Here is a 14,768-nt window from a genome sequence, read left to right as displayed (position 1 = left end):
GGCGGGGCGGGCTCATGCGGCCTTCGCCTCCTCGGCCGGCACAAGGCCGCGCACGTCGATCCGGCCGGTGACGGCGGCGGAGATCAGCGCGGCGCGGCGTTCCTTGAGGAGGGCGATGGCGCGCTCGGCTTCGGTGGTGAGGGTGTCGAGTTTCGTCGTCTCCGCCGAGACAGCTTCCAGGATCGCTGATCGCTCCGGCTGCGGAGGAATGCACAGCGGAAGCTCTACAAGATTCGAAGATGATATAGAAGCCAGATTCGTGCTTTGCTTGGACCGGGACATGAAGAAAAACCGACCACAGTCCGCACTGGTGATCAGTGCCAACCATTCGGGCTCAATGCTGTGTGGCCGAACCGAGAAGACATGGTTCTGATGGATACAAGGCGAGATCGCGCCATGCCAGACGTGCCCCCGTCCGAGCTTATCGAAGTCGCCACCTTCGTTCATCAGAACGTCGCCCGGCTGCAGTCCATAGCGATCCAACTCATCGCGCGCAATCTGGATGGTGGCCACGTCTTCAAGGTCGAGATATCCATCCTGCACATTGGCAACGCGGAGATATGGGACCTCAATCACGTCGGTTCCGGATAGGTCGCGACCTTTGGCGACGCCGGTCTGCACACGAGCCAAGAACTTCAACCGCTTCACCTCCCAATGCGCCGGCACCTGCCCCAGCCACGCCACGCCGGAGTCCTTCATCGGCGCGGTGGGGTCGAGGCCCTTGGTGACGGCGTGGGAGATGACGGCCTGGCGCTTCTCCTTCAGCAGCGCGATCAGCCGCTCCTGCTCCGCCACCAGCGCATCGATCTTGCCGCATTCGCGGTCGAGGAAGGCGGCAATGGCGCGCTGTTCGGCGGGGGGTGGGAGGGGGAGCAGCACATCACCGATGGCCGCGCTGGAAAGACCGAAGCGTGTGATCCCCTGTGCCCGCACGGAGCATTGCGCCTGCGTTCCCGGCGCTTTGAAGGCCCAGAACAGGAACGCGCCGCCAACCCCGCCGGGCAACGGACGCAGCAGAGCAAGATGATAGCCGCACACCACGCCCGCCGCGCTGGGTTCGACGAGTGCCGCTGCCGCGATATCGTTCGGCGTCTCGCTGTCTTTGGTGATCAGCACGTCCCCGGGGCGCAGCGAGAAGCGTTCGATCTCGGCGGGCGTTGCCGTCGCCTCCAGGAAGGCGAGCGCCTCGGTAATCCGGTCGTTCTTGTAGACATCGACGTAGTTGCAGAGTCGCACCGGCAACTCGCCTTCGAGGCTATGCTTGTCCACGCCACTCGGGCGGATTTCGGCAAGGAAGCGAAGCCGCCGCACGGCCCAATGCCCCGGCACCTCGGCCAGCCACGGCACGCCGCTGTCGCGATAGGCCGGATAGGCAGGAAAGCTCATGCCGTCGGTGCCGAGAGCCAGCCCTGCCCGCGCAGACGGTCCAGGGCCAAGCGTATCTGCCGCTCCGAGAAGCCGTGCTTGCGCCGCCCCCAGCCATGCACCCCGGCGACCACCGCCGCTTCGTCCCAGCCCTCCACCTTCGCCACCCAATGCACCGTCGCCAGCAGCTCCAGGCCGAAAGGCGTCTCGAACCCCTCGACCAGCGCAGCCACACGCGCGAAGCGCTCGCGCGTCCCGTCCGCGGCGGCCAGGGCAGCCTCGGCATCCTCCACCGCGCCGGGCAGGATCGCGATCTCCTTCTCCGGCGAGTCCCCGCCGTCACGGTAGCCGGACAGGTAATGCCCCTCGACGGCGCGCAGCACGGGGCCGAGATTCTCGGCGAAGGGGCCGGCCGGCGCCTTGGCGAAGCGCAGGCGCAGCGGCTCGCCCGCCTCCTGCAGGAAGTACACGAGCTTGTGCACCTCGAGCAGGGTGACGAAGGGCTCGCCGACCCCAGCGAGATAGCGGCGCATCAGCCCGATCAGCGCCGCCCGCCCGGGCGTCATGTGCGACGCCGCTGCCGCCATCATCCCGCGGCCCGCTGCGGGCGCGCCGGCAGGGGCGAACACGGTCACCGACACCTCGGGCAGCGCTGCCAGTGCCGCCTCGATGCGAGGCCGCACCTGCCCCCAATCGAGCCCGCCGAGCCCACAGCCGAGCGGGGGGATGGCGACTGACCGGATGTTGCGGGCGCGGATCTCCTCGACCAGCGCGACGAGCCCCGCCTCGATGTCCTCGATCCGGCTTCTGCCACGCCAATGCCGCTTGGTGGGAAAGTTGATGATCCAGCGCGGCGCATCGAGGGCCTGGCGTTCGAAGACGAACATTTGCCCTGGCCGCACTTCGCCGCGCGCGCAGGCGGCTTCGTAGGCGCGGAAATTGTCGGGGAAGGCATTGCGGAACTGCAGCGCGACCCCACGGCCCATGACGCCGACACAATTGACGGTGTTCACCAGAGCTTCGGCGGGCTCGGCGAGGATATCGCCCGTCTTGAGGGTGATCATGCCTTCTGCTCCTCGCTCCCGGCCCTAATAGTACCAGTCCGGCTCGAGGGCGACAGGCGGGGTGTGCCCTGCCCCCGCCAAGCAGTCCACCACCTTCTGTCGTGTGGTCGTGTTCTGGACGCCGATCCGCGCCACGAGCCGCCAGGGGAAGCGGCGGTGGAACAGGAACTCGGCCTGCTTGGCCTCTTTCACCTCCGGCGAGCGGAAGTCGCGTGCCATGATCGCCGTCCAGTCGAGCTCCTGCAGCGCCGGGAGCTCTGCCCGGAAGGTGGCATACGCCGCCCCGGCGTTGGACAGGCTGAAGGCCCAGGGGATCCCGGCACCGTCCGCGTGGGCGACCACCTCGTGAAGGTCGGCTTCCAGTGTCACGATCGGCCTCTGCCCGCCGCGGTAGGCAAGCTCAGGGTGGTTCGCGCGCCAGATGACATAGAGCATCACGGAGCGCGGGCAGAAGTAGAAAGGGACGTAGTCGCCGACGCAGGTTCCTGGGCGGCATTCCACCGGGAGTTCCCGGCGGCGCGCCTTGATCCTGCTCATGCCGATGGTGGTGCCGCAGCCTTGCCGGCCCTGCATCTGCGCATCGCTGAACAGGAAGCCGTCGGCGAGCACAGAGGGCAGACGGTCGACATGCAGGATGTGATAGATCTTGGGATGAACGGGACACGTCCCGCTCATGCCGCAAGCCCGTCCAGCATCGCCTTGATGCGCGCCGTCACCTCCCGCAGCTCGGCATCGATCGCCTCCAGCGGCCGGGGGGCTTCGAACACGTAGAAGAAGCGGTTGAAGGGGATCTCGTAGCCGATCTTCGTCTTCTCCTCGTCCACCCAGGCATCGGGGGCATGCGGCAGCACCTCGCGCGCCAGGTAGTCGGCGGTGTCCTGATCGAGGGGGACGTTCTCGGTGTCGCGCAGCGCCGGGTCGGGCAGCGGCTTGCCCCTCTGTTTGCCCTTGGTGCCGAGCACGATGCGTCCCGCCTCGTCGCGCAAGGGGCGCTCAACCGTGATCTGCCGGTAGCCGAACACCTCGTTGCGGATCAGGCGCGAGAGCGGGGCGACCTTGACGCGCCCGCCTTCCGGCGCGGCCGGCGGCGCCTCGCCCGCGCGCAGAATGACGCGGGTCGTTTTGCCGGTGGCATCGGTGATGGTGGCGAGATCGGCCTCCGCCGCCTCGCCGAACAGGCGGGTGACGGCGGCGATGTCTTCCTCGACCATCTCCTTGCGCTTGGAACCGAGGCTCTTGCGCATCTTCTGCCACAGCGACGAGGCGTCGATGAGCTGCACCAGGCCGCGCCGATGTGCTGGCTTGCGGTTGGTCAGGATCCAGACATAGGTGGCGATGCCGGTGTTGAAGAACATGTCAGTGGGCAGCGCGATGATCGTCTCCACCAGGTCGTTCTCCAGCACATGGCGGCGGATCTCGCTCTCGCCCGAGCCGGCGCCGCCGGTGAACAGCGGCGAGCCGTTGAGCACGATGCCGATCCGGCTGCCGCCCTCCTGCGCCGGGCGCATCTTCGAGAGCAGATGCAGCAGGAACAAGAGCGAGCCGTCCGAGATGCGAGGCAGACCGGGGCCGAAGCGCCCCGCGTGGCCCAGCTGCTCGTGCTCGCGCCGGACCTCCTTCTCGACCTTCTTCCACTCCACGCCGAAGGGCGGGTTGGAGAGCATGTAGTCGAACTTCTGCGTCGGGTGTCCGTCGTCCGAGAGCGTGTTGCCGGGGACGATGTTGCGCACGTCCTGGCCCTTGATGAGCATGTCCGCCTTGCAGATGGCGTAGCTCTCGTCGTTCAGCTCCTGGCCGAACATGGTCAGCCGCGCGGCAGGGTTGTGCGCCAGCAGATGCTCGCCTGCGACGGAGAGCATGCCGCCGGTGCCGGCGGTGGGGTCATAGATGGTGCGCACCGCCGGGTTGCCGGGGGTGAGGATGTCGTTGTCTTCGATGAACAGCAGGTTGACCATCAGCTTGATGACGTCGCGCGGCGTGAAGTGCTCACCGGCGGTCTCGTTGGAGATCTCGGCGAACTTACGGATCAGCTCCTCGAAGGCGAGGCCCATGTCGTGGTTGCTGACGGCGGCGGGGCTGAGGTCGAAGCCGACGAAACGCTCCGTGACCTGGTAGAGCAGGCCCGCCTTCTGCAGCCGGTCGGTCTGCTCGGCGAAGCGGAAGCGCTCGAAGATGTCGCGCACGGGGGCAGAGAAGCCCTGGATGTAGGCGGCGAGGTTCGGGCCGATATGGTCCGGATCGCCCATCAGGCGGGCGAGATCGAGGGAGGAGGTATTGGCGAAGGGCACGCCGGTGAGGCGCGTGAGGAAGGGTTCCGGGTTGAGGCCCCGCTTCTCGCATTCCGCCTTCTTCGCCAGCACCTCGGCCTTGGTGGGCGCCAGCACGCAGTCGAGGCGGCGTAGCACGGTGAATGGCAGGATGACCCGGCCGTATTCGGAGGGCTTGTAGTCGCCGCGCAGCAGATCGGCGACGGACCAGATCAGGGACGAGAGGCCAGCATAGCTCATGCGGTAGGCTCTATGGAGGCTCCGGACAGACCGAGACGGGCGCGGGAGCGGTTCGACGGTCCATTACTGTGCCCGGGCATTGCCGCCCTGTCATCCGCGCCCCAGGGGCCCGCGGCCGACCTGCGCCGCGGTGCCGGCGCCGACCAGCGTAGCCCACTGGGCCTCCCAGGCGTCCGGGAGGCCGCGACGGAAGGATGCGACGGAGAGGGCGACCGGCTCGCGACCGTCGAGGACGGCTTCCACGATGTCGGGCGCGAGCAGGGTGAGGCCGAGGGCACGGGCGACGGACGTGCGCTCCATCTGTTCCGCGGCGGCGAGTTCGCGAATCGACCCATACCGCCCCTCCTCCAGCATGCGCCGCCACCGGAACGCCCGCGCCAGCGCCTTCACCAGCGCCGGGTCGCCGCGCGTTTCGGCTGCCCCCGGCACGTCGTCGCCAGTGCGGATCGGCGCCCCGTCCGGCCCGATGATCCGCTTCCGCCCGCCGCGGCGCCGGATGGTCATCGGCACCACCACCGTCACGCTGGTCATGCCGCCATGCGCTCCCGCGGCTGCTTCGCCGCCCACTCGCGGGCGAGCCCGGCGAGCCCTTCCAGGTTCAGCCGGATCTCCGCCCCGCCCTCGGTGACGGTCACGCGCTCGACCAGCAGCCGCACGATCCGCTCCTGCTCGCCGGGGAACAGCTCGTCCCAGAGCGGATCGAGCCGCCCGAGCGCCTCGCGCACCTCCGCCTCGGTGAGGTCCGGCGCCTCCGCCCGCGCCGCCCGCCAGGTGCCGACGACGACCTCCGGCTGGCGCAGCAGGGCGCGGACCTGCGCCATCACCAGCCCCTCGATCTCCCCGGCCGGCAGGCGGCGGTGCGGCGCGTCGTTCGCCCCGCCCTGCAGCACCGCCTGGCTGACGTAGTAGCGGTAGAGCCGGCCCTTCTTCCGGGTGTGGGTCGGCGACATCGCCCGCCCGTCCGGCCCGAACAGCAGGCCGCGCAGCAGCGCCGGCGCCTGGGCGCGGTTCTTCGCCGCGCGGGCGCGCGGGCTCTCGGCCAGGATGGCGTGCACCCGGTCCCAGAGGTCCCGGGGGATGATGGCGGCGTGCTCGCCGGGGTAGGATTTCCCCTTGTGCACCGCCTCGCCGAGATAGGTCCGGTTCACCAGCAGCTTGTAGACCGCCCCCTTGTCGAAGGGCCGTCCGGTCCTGGTGACGAGGCCCTCCGCCCGGAGGGCCGGCAGCAGCCGGGTGGCGGAGCCCAGCTCGGCGAACCTCTCGAACACGCGGCGGACCGTCGCCGCCCCCGCCTCGTCCACCACCAGCTTGCGGTTCTCGACCCGGTAGCCGAGCGGCACGGGGCCGCCCATCCACATGCCCCGCGCGCGGGAGGCGGCGATCTTGTCGCGCACCCGCTCGCCGATCACCTCGCGCTCGAACTGCGCGAAGCTGAGCAGGATGTTCAGCGTGAGGCGCCCCATGCTGGTCGTGGTGTTGAAGGACTGCGTCACCGAGACGAAGGTGACCTCGTGCGCGTCGAAGGTCTGCACCAGCCTGGCGAAGTCCATCAGCGAGCGGGACAGGCGGTCGATCTTGTAGACCACCACCACATCGACCAGCCCGGCCTCGATGTCGGCCAGCAGGCGCTTCAGCGCGGGGCGATCGAGGGTACCGCCCGAGACGCCGCCATCGTCGTAGCGGTCATGCACCAGCACCCAGCCCTCGGAGCGCTGCGAGGCGATGAAGGCCTCGCAGGCTTCGCGCTGCGCGTCGAGGGAGTTGAACGCCTGCTCCAGCCCCTCCTCGGTGGACTTCCGGGTGTAGACGGCGCAGCGGAGCTTCCGGACCTTCGCCGGCAGGGCGGCGTCGCGGCGGGTCATGTGCCGGGCTTCCGCAGGCCGAAGAACACCCAGCCGTTCCAGCGCGTGCCGGTGATGGCGCGGGCGATGGCGGAGAGCGACCGGTAGGGGCGGCCCTGCCACTCGTAGCCGTCGCGGGTGACGGTGACGACATGCTCGACGCCCTGGTACTCGCGGATCAGCCGCGTGCCGGCGATCGGGCGCTGCTCGTGGCGGATGCGGCGGAGGGTGATGTTCCTACCGTCGAACTGCTCGCCGAGCGCCTCGAGGCGCTCCAGCGTCTCGCGCCTGAGGCCGCCATAGGCCAGCTCCTGGATGCGGTAGGCGAGCCGGCTTTCCAGGAAGCGCCGGTTGTAGGGCGGCGGCTCGGTGCCGAACAGGCGGCGCCACTCGGCCTTCAGCTCGCCGATCGGCAGGCCGGGCAGCGCGGCGAGGCGCGCCGGCACGTCCGGCTTCGGGATGGCGGGGATGGTGGGCGGCGTGGCGGGCGCCGCCAGCTTCGGCTTCTTCGCGCGGATCATGCGGTCTCCCTCGTCCTGGGGTTCGCATGACGGCGCTGGGTAGGGACGAAGTGTAGGCGAGTGTCTCCCGCCGCCGCGTCTTCGCGCGCGGCTTCCTCGGCAGCGCGGCTCCTCAGCCGCAACAGGCCGCGGGCGAGGAGGTCGCAGACCTCGCGGAGATGGGGTGGGAGCGACTGGTTGAGATGGAGCCGCATGGCCAGGAGGGCGTAACGCAGCCAAGCGTCCCTTTGGTAGCCAAATCAAACGCTTAGCGCATTCCGCCGTGCAAAAAAGCATCTCCGCGAAACCGCGCGAATGCCGCCTTACAAGGGAGGGTGTGCGGAGCGACTTCTCGCCATGCTACCCGGCGCCCCCCTTCTCTACTCCCGATTGCGAAACAGTCATCCGTTCGCCATGCTTGCAATGCGGCCCGGTGCCGCGATCCGGCGTTCATGGAGCTGGCTTGGGTGCTTCCGGGAGCCTCCGGGCGTAGGGTAAGACGTTGGCCAGCTGGTCGGCTGGACGCTGCGCGGTGAATCATGGGCCACCAGCGTCTTGGGACTCTTCCGGCCCATCGCAAGCTTCCGGAAATCGTCCGGTTTCTTCTCGATGGCGGGCTGCCCACCGCCGACTTGGTGGACGCGGTGACAGATGTTGGTCAGGACGCGCTGACGCGCGCGGCCAAGGATCCCGTCTTCATCGAAGCGCTCTGGCTGCTTGCGCGGCTGCCCCAAGCGGCCGGTGCCGAGTCAGCCGCCGAAGAACTCGCAGAACTTGGCTTCAAGGCGCCTCTGCCGAAATCCATCCCGGAGGTCCTTGTCGCATTCGACCACGCCCTGGAACGCGTGCACCGGCGTTTCCCGAGCACCGGGACGGACCTGGGGGAACACGCTCACCAGGCCGCGCTGAGTGCGCTCGCCGAAACGCTACAACCGCGGCAGCCCGACCTCTGGCAGCCCATCATCGACAAGTCGCGCGACCACCTGGCCTCGCTGCGAAAGACCGTCGTGTTCGCCGAGTTGGCGCAGCGCTTCTACGCGAGGCTGGTCGAGCGCGTGATCCACTACTATCTCGACCGGGACCTCCATCGCATGATCGGCCCGGAGCGCGTGACGAAATCCCTCCATGACCTTGACGCCTTCAACGCCGCGATCCGCCGGCATTGCGACGAGGCGTCGTTCATCATGCGCGGCTTCGCGCGGGATTGGCTGGGGAAGAACCGATATCGCGATGGCAAAATCCTGACGCGGGACGACCTTAAGAATTTCGCCAGCTACGCGTCTGAAAAGTTGCGCCGCGAGCTCGGCAAGCGGAAGGGCATGCCGTGAAGAGAACCCGGATAGAGTGCGGCGTCGCTATGCCGTCACAGGACGATGCTGTGGTTTTAAACGTGCACGGCGAGGGCAAGAACGTCAATCTGCGCATCGACTACATCACGCGCGCGATGGTCGCGAACGTGCCCGACCTGTTGATCGATCTGCTTGAAATCGCCGCCTATGTCTATTGTGCGGACCAGCGAGTTGGCCGAGGAAGGACCACCCTGGCCAACTTCGCCGAGAGCTGGCGGCGCAACCTCCATTTCGCGATCCCGGTGCGTAAGCTGGCCATCTGGCAGCAGCAGGAGGTGCAGCGCCTGCTCGCCGAGACGCTCGGCTTCCTCTCCGACGACAGCTACTCCTTCGAGTTCCGTCAGGCGAGGGACCCCTTCTATCCCCGCGACCTCTACTTCGACAATTTCGTCGACGCGTCGGCCGACCATGACGTGATTGCGATGTTCTCGGGCGGCCTCGACTCGTTCGCAGGCGCGCTGCAGGACCTCGTCATGCGCAAGCGCTCGGTCTGCCTGGTCGGGCATTCCTCGTCGTCCAAGGTGAGGAACGTGCAAGAGACGCTTGTCGAGAGGCTGAAGGAGCGCGGCCTCGAGCGTCGAATCGCCTACATTCCTGTCTGGGTGACAAACGAGAACAGCCAGGCCGTCGACTTTTCGCAGCGGAGCCGGTCGTTCCTGTTCGCGTGCCTCGGCCTGGTCATCGCGCGCATGTCCGGCAAGGACAGCCTCACCTTCTATGAGAATGGCGTCGTCAGCATCAATCCGCCCATGGCAGGCGATGTCGTTGGCGGTCGGGCCACGCGCACCACGCATCCTCGGGTTTTTCGCGGCCTCGAGGAGCTGTTCTCCCTACTCCTGGATCGCTCCTTCTCGATCGAGAATCCATTGCAGTGGCTGACGAAAAGCGAGGTTGCCAGGCTCGTGCAGGATGCGGGCATGGTCGATCTCCTGCCACTGACGAACAGCTGCACCAGACCGTATCGCCGGACCAGGGAGCACCCGCATTGCGGCGAGTGCTCGCAGTGCATCGACCGACGCTTCGCCATCCTCGCTGCCGGCCTCGGCGCCCACGAGCCTGCGTCGAACTACAAGGTCGATCTGCTGACGGCGGATCGCAGCACGAGCGACGATCGCCGGATGGCGGTGAGCTACGTGTCCTTCTTCCGAAAGATCGCCGGCACCACCAGGGAGCGGTTCCCGGCCGAATTCCCGGAAGTCGTCGCCGCGCTCGGCCACTTCCCGGGGCTTTCGCCGACCGAGGCGGGCGATCGCCTGTACGACCTCTTCCAGCGTCAGGCCGCAGCGGTCAATGCGGTCATCGAGAAGGGCATCCGGGATCATGCCGCCGATCTCGCGAGGAACGCGCTGCCGGCAGGATCGCTCATATCCCTCTGCCTCGCGCGCAGCAGCATCGAGCCGCCGCCCCAGGACAACTACGACAAGCAGGTCAAGGATTTCGTCGATCGGCTCTCTGCTCCTGTGTTCGAGTTCGCGATCGACGAGACGAGGCGTAAGGTCGTGTTCCGGGACGGCACCACACTGACTGAGGCGAACTTCCGAGTCGTGGAAGAGCTTCTGGCGGATTTCCGGAGCGCGAAGAAGGACGGGCGCGAGGTGCCGTTCATGCCGCCCCACGTGCTCGCGGGCCGACTCAAGATCAGCGAGCCGTCCCTGCGCACCCAGATCCGGCGGCTCAGAGAGGCCATTGAACCGCTTGCCGTCGCGCTTGGCCTGCCCCTCGACCAGAACAGCTTCATCGAAAACCGCCAGCGATCCGGCTATCGGCTGAACCCCGCGCTGCGTGAGCTTTCGCTCGCCGACATCGGGACTTTGACCATTCCTGGAGGCCCCACGGTAGCGCCCGATGTCACAACCACATCGCCCTGACGTCACACTTGGCGGGCCTTGATCTCGGTTTTCCGCCGGTTTCCGCCGCCGTGATGTCACAAGAAAAATCGGCGCTGTCTATATAAGTTTCCCCCTAAGTCCCTGAAATTCTTCGCATTCAAGGAGCGGTGGCGCGTGTCGGCGCCGCCTCCGCGAAGGACGATGGAGTGGACCATGGGGACGAAGCATCTCACCCAGTCCGAGTTGGCGCGCCGCTGGTGTCTCAGCCCGCGCACGCTGGAGCGCTGGCGCTGGCTCGGCCAGGGGCCGCGCTTCCTGAAGATCGGCGGCCGCGTCGCCTATCGCCTCGAGGACATCGAGGCGTACGAGGCGGCGCAGCTGCGCACCTCCAGCGCCGCCGTCTCCGACGCCCGCAACGCCGCCTGACCGCGCCCGGCTTTCCTGCCGGGTCTTCCTGGGAATGCAACACCGCCGCGAGGCGGGAACACCGGGACGGTCAGCTCCGCTGCGTCGGGGCCCGGCAGCACCTGCATCGACGGACCAGGAGCGCGACGACGAAGGAGTCGAGCTCCCATGTTCAAGACCACGACGCCGCTGCAGCGGCTCCGCGAGTCCTCATACGCGCTGGCCGACCTGCCGGACAGCGTCCGCACCGGCGAGCTCGGCGAATACGGCCAGCCGCTCAGCAAGGCGGTCACCGACGCGACGGTGGACGACGTCGCCTTCGCCATCCAGGCGCTCGGCGACGAGGCGGACGCGATCTACCGCCGCGTTACCGCGCTGAAGCAGCTGCACGACCGCGCGCGCCGCGCCGGTGCCCGCGGCGCGGATCTCGCCGTGGAGGCCGCCGTCCGCTTCGAGGAGCGCCGCAAGTGAGCGCGCCCTTCGACAGCCGGCCGCCGGGCGGCTTCCGCATCATCACCGCCGACGAGCGGATGGCCGAGCAGCGCGGCATCAAGGGCGTGCTGACCGGCATCTCCGGCATCGGCAAGACCTCGCAGCTGTGGACGCTGGACGCGGGCCGCACGCTGTTCGTCAACCTCGAGGCCGGCGAGCTCGCCGTGCAGGGCTGGCCCGGCGACGAGGTGCGCGTGCGCAGCTGGGAGATGGCGCGCGACCTCGCCTGCTGGATCGGCGGGCCCAACCCCGCGATGCGCGACGACCAGCCCTACGGCGCGGCGCACTACGCCCGCGTCTGCGAGGCCTTCGGCAGCCCCGCGCAGCTCGCGAAGTACCGGACGGTCTTCGTGGACTCGATCACCGTCGCCTCGCGGCTCTGCCTGCAGTGGTGCAAGGGCCAGCCGCAGGCGGTCTCCGACCGCAGCGGCAAGCCCGACCTGCGCGGCGCCTACGGCCTGCTCGGCCAGGAGATGATCGGCTGGCTGACGCACCTGCAGCACACGCCGGACAAGAACGTCTGGCTGGTCGGCATCCTCGACAAGAGGCTCGACGACTTCAACCGGCCGTTCTTCGCGCTGCAGATCGAGGGCACCAAGACGGGGCTCGAGTTGCCCGGCGTGGTCGACGAGCTGATCACCATGGCGGAGCTGCGCACCGAGGACGGCCGGCCGTACCGCGCCTTCGTCTGCACCACGCTGAACCCCTACGGCTTCCCGGCGAAGGACCGCAGCGGCCGCCTCGCCACGATCGAGGAGCCGCATCTCGCCCGGCTGATGGAGAAGATCCGCCGTCCGCTCGCATCGCCGCCCGCGGCGCAGTTGCAGGTCGGACTGCCCGCGGCGGCGCCCGCGACCCCCACCACCAGCACGACGGCGCAGGAGGGCTGAGCCATGTCCGGCAGCTTCACGCACGACTTCAACGGCGCCGAGGCGCAGCAGGACGCCTTCGAGCCCATTCCCGCCGGCACGCTGGCGAAGGTCCGCCTCACCATCCGGCCCGGCGGCGTCGGCCCGGAGGGCTGGGTGACGCAGAGCCGCACCAGCGAGGCGCAGTACCTCAACACCGAGGCGGTGATCGTGGAGGGGCCGCATGCGCGGCGGCGCGTCTTCACGCGCATCGGCCTGCGCGGCAAGGGTGGCCAGGGCGACGACACCTACGCCAATCGCGGCCGCGCCCTGATCCGCGGGATCCTGGAGAGCGCGCGCGGCATCGCCGCGAAGGACACCTCCGACCGAGCCCGCGCCGCGCGCACCATCCGCGGCTACGGCGACCTGAACGGGATGGAGTTCCTCGCCCGCATCGGCGTCGAGAAGGACCGCGACGACCCGCGCGGCCCGGGCCGCAACGTCATCGCCGCCGCGATCGGGCCCGAGCATGCCGACTACGCCCGTCTGATGGGGGCGGCGCCGGCGCAGCCCATGCCGCCCGGCCCGGCGGCCCCGGCGACCGGCGCCGCGGCGCCGCCCTGGGCGTCCGCCCAGCCGGCCCAGCCGCCCGCCGCCGCGGGCAACGCGCCCTTCTGGGCGCGCTGAGCGGGAGGGCCGCCATGATCCCGCGCGACTACCAGCGGGCGGCGGTGGACGCCGCCCGCGCCAAGACCGCGACGGAGGGCAATACGCTGGTCGCGCTTCCCGTGGGCGCCGGCAAGACCGTGGTTGCCGGCTTCTACATCGGCGAGGAGGCGGCGGCCGAGCCCGGCGCCCGCATCCTGGTGCTGCAGCACACGGACGAGCTGATCGAGCAGAACCGCGCGACCATCGGTCGGGTCGCCGGCCTCTCCGCCTCGGTCGTGAAGGCCGAGCGGGACGACTGGTCCGGCCAGGTGGTGTTCGGCAGCGTGCAGACGCTGGCCCGCTCCGCGCGGCGCACCCGCATGGGGCAGGTGTCGCACCTCGTCATCGACGAGTGCCACCGCGCGGCCGCCGACAGCTACCAGGCCATCATCGCCGACGCCCGCGCCGCCAACCCGAAGCTGAAGCTGCTCGGCCTGTCGGCCACCCCGGAGCGCGGCGACGGCCGCAGCCTTCGCAAGACCTTCTCGAACATCGCCTTCCACCTGCCGATCTCGGCCCTGATCGCCCAGGGCATCCTGGTGCCGCCGCGCACCTTCACCATCGACATCGGCGTCTCCGACGACCTGGATCAGGTCGGCGCGACGGCCGGCGACTACGACATGGACGCCGCGGCCAGGGTGCTGAACCGGGCGGTGGTGAACGAGGCGGTGGTCGAGCACTGGCGCGAGCGCGCCTCGGATCGCCGCACCATCGCCTTCTGCGCCACCGTCGCCCACGCCGAGGCGGTCGCCGCCGCCTTCCGCGCCGCCGGGATCACCGCCGCGACGGTGACCGGCGAGATGCCGGCGAAGGAGCGTGCGGCGCTACTCGCCCGCTTCGACCGCGGCGAGGTGCAGGTGATCACCAACTGCATGGTGCTGACCGAGGGCTTCGACAGCCAGCCGGTCGGCTGCATCGTCGTGCTCCGCCCGATGCTCCACCGCGGCACCTTCGTCCAGGCGATCGGGCGGGGGCTGCGCAAGGTGGATCCCGAGCGCTTCCCGGGCGTGGTGAAGACCGACTGCGTCGTCCTCGACTTCGCCGGCGCGGCGCAGCGCCACGGCTCGATCGAGCATGACGGCATGCTTGCCGAGGAGGAGGACGCCGAGCCGGGCCAGGCGCCCTACAAGACCTGCCCGGACTGCGCGGCCGAGGTGCCGCTCGGCACCATCGCCTGCCCCTTCTGCGGCCATGTCTGGGAGCGAAAGCTTCGCGAGACGCGCCCGCTGCAGCGCTTCGGGCTGACCGAGATCGACCTCCTGGACCGCTCGCCCTTCCGATGGTGGGACATGCATGGCGACGGCCACGCGATGATCGCCTGCGGCTTCGACGCCTGGGCCGGGGTGTTCTTCGACGGGGAGCACTGGCACGCCGTCGGCAAGCTGCGCCAGGGGCGGCTGCGTCATCTCGGGGTCGGCGAGCGCGCGCAGGTCCTGGCCGGGGCCGACGACTTCCTGCGCCAGGCCGAGACCGGGGCCGCCGCCACCAAGAGCCGGATGTGGCTAAACCACCCCGCCAGCCCGCGCCAGCGCGAGCTGCTGGTCAAGGCCGGCGACGCCGATCCGGCGCTGGACTTCGGCCTGTCGAAATACGCGGCGAACTGCCGGCTGAACTTCCTCTGGCACCGGCAGCAGATCCTGGCCGCGGTGTTCCCCAGCGGCCTGGGTCGGGTTCCCATCGCGGCAAGCCGCGATGGGGTCCCGGGGAGGGCGGCATGACGCCGGCGACCGATTATGCCCCTGGCACCCGCACCTCGCTCGCTCTGCGCCGTGTGCCGGCGGCCGGAGCGCGGCTTCGGCTGGTTCGACCCGACCTCGGCGAAGCCGCCGCTTCCGGGTTCCCATCGCGGCAAGCCGCGAT

14 protein-coding genes are annotated in these 14,768 nt (G+C 69.2%); 7 read left to right on the top strand and 7 right to left on the bottom strand.

The window, feature by feature from the left end; genetic code table 11:
- Positions 1-12: 12 nt before the first annotated feature.
- The 7 genes from H596_RS0114905 to H596_RS0114875 all read right to left on the bottom strand — a co-directional run bounded on the left by H596_RS0114905 (position 13) and on the right by H596_RS0114875 (position 7,298).
- Positions 13-1,386, bottom strand: a complete 1,374-nt coding sequence (locus H596_RS0114905; RefSeq protein WP_027285559.1) for a restriction endonuclease subunit S — start codon at positions 1,384-1,386, stop codon at positions 13-15.
- The gene (gene darG, locus H596_RS0114900; RefSeq protein ID WP_027285558.1) at positions 1,383-2,429 is read right to left on the bottom strand and encodes a type II toxin-antitoxin system antitoxin DNA ADP-ribosyl glycohydrolase DarG; all 1,047 of its coding nucleotides are present in this window, start codon (positions 2,427-2,429) and stop codon (positions 1,383-1,385) included. The genes H596_RS0114905 and darG overlap by 4 nt, the downstream gene beginning before the upstream one ends.
- Before the next feature lie 24 nt (positions 2,430-2,453).
- A complete protein-coding gene (darT, locus tag H596_RS0114895; RefSeq protein ID WP_027285557.1) occupies positions 2,454-3,104 on the bottom strand; it encodes a type II toxin-antitoxin system toxin DNA ADP-ribosyl transferase DarT in 651 nt (216 codons plus the stop codon).
- Positions 3,101-4,936, bottom strand: coding sequence for a type I restriction-modification system subunit M (locus H596_RS0114890; protein ID WP_027285556.1), 1,836 nt, complete (start codon positions 4,934-4,936; stop codon positions 3,101-3,103). Before H596_RS0114890 ends, darT begins: the two co-directional genes overlap by 4 nt.
- Positions 4,937-5,026: 90 nt before the next feature.
- Positions 5,027-5,467 carry a hypothetical protein gene (locus H596_RS21835; protein ID WP_211225287.1) on the bottom strand — a complete coding sequence of 147 codons (441 nt, stop codon included), beginning with the start codon at positions 5,465-5,467 and terminating at the stop codon, positions 5,027-5,029.
- A complete protein-coding gene (locus H596_RS0114880) occupies positions 5,464-6,798 on the bottom strand; it encodes a recombinase family protein (RefSeq protein WP_027285555.1) in 1,335 nt (444 codons plus the stop codon). The genes H596_RS21835 and H596_RS0114880 overlap by 4 nt, the downstream gene beginning before the upstream one ends.
- Positions 6,795-7,298, bottom strand: coding sequence for a DUF2924 domain-containing protein (locus H596_RS0114875; RefSeq protein WP_156910140.1), 504 nt, complete (start codon positions 7,296-7,298; stop codon positions 6,795-6,797). The genes H596_RS0114880 and H596_RS0114875 overlap by 4 nt, the downstream gene beginning before the upstream one ends.
- Positions 7,299-7,816: 518 nt before the next feature.
- Here H596_RS0114875 and H596_RS0114870 point away from each other — a divergent pair.
- The 7 genes from H596_RS0114870 to H596_RS0114840 all read left to right on the top strand — a co-directional run bounded on the left by H596_RS0114870 (position 7,817) and on the right by H596_RS0114840 (position 14,626).
- Positions 7,817-8,605 carry a hypothetical protein gene (locus tag H596_RS0114870; protein WP_027285553.1) on the top strand — a complete coding sequence of 263 codons (789 nt, stop codon included), beginning with the start codon at positions 7,817-7,819 and terminating at the stop codon, positions 8,603-8,605.
- 62 nt (positions 8,606-8,667) lie between these two features.
- Positions 8,668-10,494, top strand: coding sequence for a 7-cyano-7-deazaguanine synthase (locus H596_RS23040; RefSeq protein WP_169579878.1), 1,827 nt, complete (start codon positions 8,668-8,670; stop codon positions 10,492-10,494).
- 174 nt (positions 10,495-10,668) lie between these two features.
- On the top strand, positions 10,669-10,881 hold the full coding sequence (locus H596_RS0114860) for a helix-turn-helix transcriptional regulator (RefSeq protein ID WP_027285552.1): 213 nt from the start codon (positions 10,669-10,671) through the stop codon (positions 10,879-10,881).
- A 147-nt stretch (positions 10,882-11,028) separates the two neighbouring features.
- On the top strand, positions 11,029-11,331 hold the full coding sequence (locus tag H596_RS0114855; RefSeq protein ID WP_037301633.1) for a hypothetical protein: 303 nt from the start codon (positions 11,029-11,031) through the stop codon (positions 11,329-11,331).
- Entirely contained in the window at positions 11,328-12,242 is a 915-nt protein-coding gene (locus tag H596_RS0114850; RefSeq protein WP_245584026.1) for an ATP-binding protein, read from the top strand. Before H596_RS0114855 ends, H596_RS0114850 begins: the two co-directional genes overlap by 4 nt.
- 3 nt (positions 12,243-12,245) lie before the next feature.
- Complete coding sequence (locus tag H596_RS0114845; protein ID WP_027285549.1) at positions 12,246-12,887, top strand: hypothetical protein; 642 nt, start codon at positions 12,246-12,248, stop codon at positions 12,885-12,887.
- A 14-nt stretch (positions 12,888-12,901) separates the two neighbouring features.
- The gene (locus tag H596_RS0114840) at positions 12,902-14,626 is read left to right on the top strand and encodes a DEAD/DEAH box helicase (protein ID WP_027285548.1); all 1,725 of its coding nucleotides are present in this window, start codon (positions 12,902-12,904) and stop codon (positions 14,624-14,626) included.
- Positions 14,627-14,768: the final 142 nt, after the last annotated feature.

This window comes from Rubritepida flocculans DSM 14296 (assembly GCF_000425365.1).
GTDB classification, from domain to species: Bacteria; Pseudomonadota; Alphaproteobacteria; order Acetobacterales; family Acetobacteraceae; genus Roseococcus; species Roseococcus flocculans.
This window is presented reverse-complemented; position numbering and strand designations above follow the sequence as displayed.